The sequence below is a fragment of the Dietzia sp. DQ11-71 genome (genome assembly GCF_014144995.1).
GTDB lineage: Bacteria > Actinomycetota > Actinomycetes > Mycobacteriales > Mycobacteriaceae > Dietzia > Dietzia kunjamensis.
In genome coordinates this window covers 1-6297 of record NZ_JAALDT010000118.1, presented here as the reverse complement: position 1 = coordinate 6297, position 6297 = coordinate 1, and the positions used below count along the sequence as shown (strand labels likewise).

The 6297-nt window shown below is 68.8% G+C and carries 5 protein-coding genes and 2 tRNA genes; 5 read left to right on the top strand and 2 right to left on the bottom strand.

Annotated elements, in window-relative coordinates; translation table 11 throughout:
- Positions 1 to 214 precede the first annotated feature (214 nt).
- Positions 215 to 288 (bottom strand) — tRNA-Gly (locus G6023_RS04810).
- Positions 289 to 488: 200 nt separating this feature from the next.
- On the opposite strand from G6023_RS04810, the gene G6023_RS04805 reads away from it, so the two are divergent.
- The 5 genes from G6023_RS04805 to clpX all read left to right on the top strand — a co-directional run bounded on the left by G6023_RS04805 (position 489) and on the right by clpX (position 5016).
- Positions 489 to 565: transfer RNA gene (locus G6023_RS04805), tRNA-Pro, on the top strand.
- Positions 566 to 615: 50 nt separating this feature from the next.
- Positions 616 to 2037 carry a trigger factor gene (gene tig / locus G6023_RS04800; protein WP_182634220.1) on the top strand — a complete coding sequence of 474 codons (1422 nt, stop codon included), beginning with the start codon at positions 616 to 618 and terminating at the stop codon, positions 2035 to 2037.
- A 209-nt stretch (positions 2038 to 2246) separates the two neighbouring features.
- Positions 2247 to 2909, top strand: a complete 663-nt coding sequence (locus G6023_RS04795; protein ID WP_119192410.1) for an ATP-dependent Clp protease proteolytic subunit — start codon at positions 2247 to 2249, stop codon at positions 2907 to 2909.
- A gap of 68 nt (positions 2910 to 2977) precedes the next feature.
- Positions 2978 to 3601 (top strand): ATP-dependent Clp protease proteolytic subunit, encoded by a 624-nt coding sequence (locus G6023_RS04790; protein ID WP_119192402.1) that lies wholly within the window; start codon positions 2978 to 2980, stop codon positions 3599 to 3601.
- A 146-nt stretch (positions 3602 to 3747) separates the two neighbouring features.
- Positions 3748 to 5016, top strand: coding sequence for an ATP-dependent Clp protease ATP-binding subunit ClpX (clpX, locus tag G6023_RS04785; RefSeq protein ID WP_096905794.1), 1269 nt, complete (start codon positions 3748 to 3750; stop codon positions 5014 to 5016).
- 73 nt (positions 5017 to 5089) lie between these two features.
- On the opposite strand, the gene G6023_RS04780 is transcribed toward clpX, so the two are convergent.
- Positions 5090 to 6280 carry a benzoate/H(+) symporter BenE family transporter gene (locus tag G6023_RS04780; protein ID WP_182634219.1) on the bottom strand — a complete coding sequence of 397 codons (1191 nt, stop codon included), beginning with the start codon at positions 6278 to 6280 and terminating at the stop codon, positions 5090 to 5092.
- Positions 6281 to 6297: the final 17 nt, after the last annotated feature.

Below are 6297 nucleotides of genomic sequence, written 5' to 3'. Positions count from 1 at the left end.
CGCCATGGCGTCTCGCGCGCACCGCGGTGCGGGCAGGGCGCCGGGCCGAGGAGCGGCTGTGGGAGGTGCGGGCATGCGCTCGCGCGAGACGCCATCCGCGGGAGCGCCTGCGGGGCGGAGGTCGGGACTTCGCGGGGATGCACCGCGTGGGAGCTCCGGTCGTGAAATCGACGATGCCCTGCCTCGTCAGTGTCTGACGGGACAGGGCATCCGGTGGAGCGGGTGACGGGAATCGAACCCGCGTAGCCTGCTTGGAAGGCAGGGGCTTTACCATTAAGCTACACCCGCATCGGCAGCCTGACCTGGCGTTTCATCCACGGTCACGCTCACGCCCGGATAACACTACCGGACCGTGGCGACGCTCCCAACTCCCGGCCCGACAAGTCGGAATCGGCGGGCGGATGGCCCTGTCGTACACTGGGCGAGTTGGTTTGCGGCCCGGCGGATGTCCTGTGCATGATCGCGGGATGGTCGGCCGCGCGACTCACCGGGATGTGGCGCAGCTTGGTAGCGCATCCGCTTTGGGAGCGGAGGGTCGCAGGTTCGAATCCTGTCATCCCGACCAGCGGAGCCGAAAGACACGAACCCCACATGACTTCCTAGGAGAACATCACCGTGAAGAGCACTGTCGAGCAGCTCAACCCGACCCGGGTCAAGATCACCGTGGAGGTGCCGTTCGCGGAGCTCGAGCCGGATTTCGCCAAGGCCTACAAGTCGCTCGCCGGCCAGGTCAACATCCCGGGCTTCCGCCCGGGTAAGGCCCCGGCCAAGCTACTCGAGTCGCGGATCGGTCGCCCGGCGGTCCTCGAGCAGGTCATCAACGACATGATCCCGTCGCGCTACAGCCAGGCCGTCGACGAGCACGAGCTCGTCGTGCTGGCCCAGCCCGAGATCGAGGTGACCAAGCTGGAGGACAACGACGTCGTCGAGTTCACCGCCGAGGTCGACATCCGCCCGGAGATCACCCTGCCGACCTTCGAGGACCTCGAGGTCACCGTCGAGGCCCCCGAGACCGACGAGGCCGCCGTCGACGCGGAGCTGGACAACCTGCGAGCCCGCTTCGGCACCCTCAAGGGCGTCGAGCGCGGCGCCACCACGGGCGACTTCCTCTCGGTGGACCTGGCCGCGACCGTCGACGGCGAGCCCGTCGACGAAGCCTCCACCGAGGGACTGTCCTACGAGCTCGGCTCGGGCACCCTCGTCGAGGGCCTGGACGACGCGGCGGCGGGTCTCAAGGCCGGCGAGTCCAAGGAGTTCACCTCCTCGCTCGTCGCCGGTGACCACGCCGGCAAGGAGGCGGTCATCACCGTCACCGTTCAGTCCGTCAAGGAGCGCGAGCTGCCCGAGGCCGACGACGAGTTCGCGCAGATGGCCAGCGAGTTCGACACCCTCGACGAGCTCAAGGCCGATCTGACCGAGAAGGTCGCGCAGCAGGCCAAGGCCGGCCTCGCGGGCGAGATCCGCGACAAGGTCCTCGACGCGCTGATGGAGGCCACCGACGTCCCCACCCCGGAGGCGGTCGTCGAGTCCGAGGCCCACGCCCAGATGCACCAGCTCATCGACCAGTTCGGTGGCGACGCGTCCATCCTGGACCAGGCGCTGGCCGCCGAGGGCACCGACCGCGAGACCTTCGAGGCCGAGACCCGTGAGGGTGCCGCCCGCGCCATCCGCAGCCAGCTGCTGCTGGATGCCGTCGCCGAGCAGAACTCGACCGATGTCTCGCAGGAAGAGCTCACCCAGCACATCCTGTTCCAGGCCCAGCGCTACGGCATGGACCCCAACCAGTTCGTGCAGCAGATCCAGCAGGCCGGTCAGCTCGGCTCGCTGTTCTCCGACGTCCGCCGGTCCAAGGCTCTGGCCGACGTGATCGGCAAGGTCACTGTCAAGGACACCGAGGGCAACGTCGTCGACACCAGCGAGTTCTTCGGCACCGTCGAGGCCGACTCCGCCGACTCCGCCGACGGCGCCGATGACGCCGAGGCGACCGCGTCCGACGCCGACGAGACGGCAGCGGACGAGAAGGACTCCGACGCCTGATCGTCCCCTGATCGACCCCCGACAGGGCCGGGACCGCACCACGCGGCCCCGGCCCTGTCGTCGTGGCCCCCGCGGACGATGCTGGTGGCCCGACGCTGAGAGCGAACACCCGCCCCGGCGGGACGGTTCCGTCGTCGGTGTTGGTTAGTGTTTGACGTAACGGTTCCCCGGCCACCGGTCGGCCGGGCGCCGCGCTAGCGGTGAAGACGATGAGCGAAGGTAGGTTCCCCGTGGCCCAGAACGGTTCAGCGGCTCAGCCCGGTTCGACGCAGCCCGCACTCAGCTCGCCGGGGTCGCACGGACTCACCCTCGGCGACTCCGTGTACGAGCGCCTCCTGCAGGAGCGGATCATCTTCCTGGGCTCCCAGGTCGACGACGACATCTCCAACCGCCTCTGCGCGCAGATCCTGCTGCTCGCGGCGGAGGACCCCACCCGCGACATCGCGCTGTACATCAACTCGCCCGGTGGTTCCGTGACGGCCGGCATGGCGATCTACGACACGATGCAGTTCGTCGAGTGCGACGTGGCCACCTACGGCATGGGCCTGGCCGCCTCGATGGGTCAGTTCCTGCTGACCGCGGGCACCAAGGGCAAGCGCTACGCCCTGCCGCACGCCAAGATCATGATGCACCAGCCGTCGGCCGGTGTCGGTGGTTCGGCCGCCGACATCGCCATCCAGGCCGAGCAGTACGCCGCCACCAAGCGTGAGATGGCCGAGCTCATCGCCTTCCACACGGGCCAGACGTTCGAGCAGGTCACCGAGGACTCCGACCGTGACCGCTGGTTCTCCGCGGAGGAGGCCAAGGAGTACGGGTTCGTCGATCACGTGATCTCGCGTGCGTCCCAGACGGGCGGGACCTCGCCGTCGTGATCGAGCCCTCCGCCCACGGGAGCGCTCCCGCAGCCCACCCAGCCCCGCACACCACCACGGAGTCACCGATGACCTCAATGCCGACCTCCCGATACATCCTGCCGTCCTTCGTCGAGCACTCCAGCTACGGCGTCAAGGAGTCCAACCCCTACAACAAGCTCTTCGAGGAGCGCATCATCTTCCTGGGCACCCAGGTCGACGACGCCTCGGCGAACGACATCATGGCCCAGCTGCTGGTCCTGGAGGGTCAGGACCCGGACCGCGACATCACCATGTACATCAACTCGCCGGGTGGCTCGTTCACCTCGCTCATGGCGATCTACGACACCATGCAGTACGTGCGGCCGGACATCGTGACGGTCTGCCTCGGCCAGGCCGCGTCGGCCGCCGCGGTACTGCTGGCGGCGGGCACCAAGGGCAAGCGGGCCGCGCTGCCCAACGCCCGCGTGCTCATCCACCAGCCGGCCACCGGCGGCATCCAGGGCCAGGTCTCCGACCTCGAGATCCAGGCCGCGGAGATCGAGCGGATGCGTCGCCTCATGGAGACCACGCTGGCGCAGCACACCGGGCGCACCGCCGATCAGGTCCGCAAGGACACCGATCGCGACAAGATCCTCACGGCCGCGGAGGCCAAGGACTACGGCATCATCGACACCGTGTTCGACTACCGCAAGCTGTCGACGAGCAACTGAGCCGACGGCGGCGCGCCGCTGGGGGTAGCGGTGCGCCGTCGGGTGCAATGAACTGATCACGCGGGGTCGGATTTACGGCCGTCACCGCGTACCGTCGACTACGGGGCGTGACATCGGCGCCCCCGGAATGCGAGGACGTAGAACTCATGGCGCGTGTAGGTGAGAGCGGCGACCTGTTGAAGTGTTCCTTCTGTGGGAAGAGCCAGAAGCAGGTCAAGAAGCTGATCGCCGGTCCCGGCGTCTACATCTGCGACGAGTGCATCGAGCTGTGCAACGAGATCATCGAGTCCGAGGTCGACGATGCGCAGGAGACGGGTCCGGACACGCTGCCCAAGCCGTCCGAGATCCACGCGTTCCTGGACGAGTACGTGGTGGGGCAGGACGCCGCCAAGCGGAACCTGGCGGTGGCCGTCTACAACCACTACAAGCGCATCCGGGTGGGGGCCTCCCTCGGCCGCGGCGACGGTGTCGAGTTGGCCAAGTCCAACATCCTCATGCTGGGCCCCACCGGCTGTGGCAAGACCTACCTCGCCCAGACGTTGGCCAAGATGCTCAACGTGCCCTTCGCGATCGCGGACGCCACCGCGCTGACCGAGGCCGGTTACGTGGGCGAGGATGTGGAGAACATCCTCCTCAAGCTCATCCAGGCCGCGGACTTCGACACCAAGCGTGCCGAGATGGGCATCATCTACATCGACGAGGTCGACAAGATCGCCCGCAAGGCCGAGAACCCGTCGATCACCCGGGACGTCTCCGGTGAGGGCGTCCAGCAGGCGCTGCTGAAGATCCTCGAGGGCACGCAGGCGTCGGTGCCGCCGCAGGGCGGCCGCAAGCACCCGCACCAGGAGTTCATCCAGATCGACACGTCCAACGTGTTGTTCATCGTGGCCGGTGCCTTCCAGGGCCTGGAGAAGATCGTCGGCGACCGCGTGGGTCGCAAGGGGATGGGTTTCGGGTCCGAGGTCGCCAGCAAGAAGGACCTCGACACGACCGACAACTTCAGCGAGGTCATGCCGGAGGACCTGGTGAAGTACGGGTTGATCCCCGAGTTCATCGGCCGCCTGCCCGTCGTGGCGACCGTGACGAGCCTGGACCGCGAGGCCCTGGTCAACATCCTCTCCGAGCCCAAGAACGCGCTGGTCAAGCAGTACGCCCGGCTGTTCGAGATGGACGGTGTCGAGCTGGAGTTCACCGAGGACGCCCTCGAGGCCGTGGCCGACCAGGCGATCCTGCGGGGGACCGGTGCCCGTGGCCTGCGCGCCATCATGGAGGAGGTCCTCCTGCCGGTCATGTACGACATCCCCGGGCGCGACGACGTCGCCCGCGTGGTGGTCACCGGTGAGACGGTCCGCGACAACGTCCTGCCGACGATCGTCCCCTTCTCCGACGAGGAGCTGCGCGAGCGTTCCGCCTGACACCGGACCCGCGAGAAGGCCCCCGCCACTCGGCGGGGGCCTTCTTTCGTCTCCGGCCCGGGCGGGCGCCGGGTCAGGCCGCCGCGCGCCGCTCCAGCAGCGCCGAGACGGCCATCCCCAGCACGATGCCCCAGAACGGCGCCGAGATCCCGAGCAACGACACGTCCGCGACGGTGACGAGCAGGCACACGAGCGGTCCGAGTGCCCGGTCGGTCCGGAACGCGGTGACGAACGCCGACTGCAGCGGCGCGAGCATCGCCAACCCGCCCAGGGCGGCGATGAACGCTGCGGGCGTGCCGAGGATGAGCCCGACGAAGGCCGGGGAGAAGACGCCGACCACCAGGGCGAGGCCGCCGTTGCCGATCGCGGCGGCGTAGTGGCGGTCGCGCTCACCTGAGGAGACGAGCAGGGCGTTCGTCGGTCCGGTCAGGCACGTCGAGACCGCGCCGACCGCCGAGACCAGCAGAGACCAGACGCCGCATGCCACCGCGCACGCCGAGACCGGGGGGTGGTGGCCCTTCGCGCGCAGGACCGCGATGCCCTGACCGTTCTGCACCACGAGGACGGTGATGGCCAGTGGGACGACCAGCTCGGCGATCGCCCGGAGGGTGAATTCCGGGGCCTGCAGCATGGGGGCGGCGATCAGTCCGTCGTCGAGGACGCCGCGCGACAGCCCGCCTGACAGGACCACGGCGACAATCCCCACGACCATCGCGGCCAGGATGGGCGGTACCACCCTGGCCAGGCGGGGGACGGCGCCGACGACGAGGAACGCGATCGCCATCGGCAGGGCCACCGCGACGGAGGCCCACACGGCCTCGACCAGTCCCAGCCCGAACCGGAGGAACACCCCGGCGACCATCGCCATGATGATCGGCATGGGGATCCAGTCCATGAGCCGGCGGGCCAGGCCGGTCAGCCCGACCAGCAGGATCAGCACCCCGGTCACGACGTAGGCCCCCAGGACCTCCGACCACCGCAGGTGCCCGAGTGAGTTGCCCACGATCACGGTGCCCGGGATGGTCCAGAAGAACGCCAGCGGCGTGCGGTAGGCCCAGCTCATGATGATGGTGAGCAGTCCGTTGGCGAAGAACACGCCGAAGATCCACGAGGACAACTGTGCGGGGGACAGGTCGCCCTGCCCACCGGCGGCGAGGATGACGGCGACGGGGCCGGTCGCCGAGAACACGAGCGCGATCAGCGCGTTGGCGAACTCGCGGGGGCCGAGGTCGGCGAGCACCCGGCGGGGCGAGGGGCGCGCCACCGGGGCGGAGTCGCATC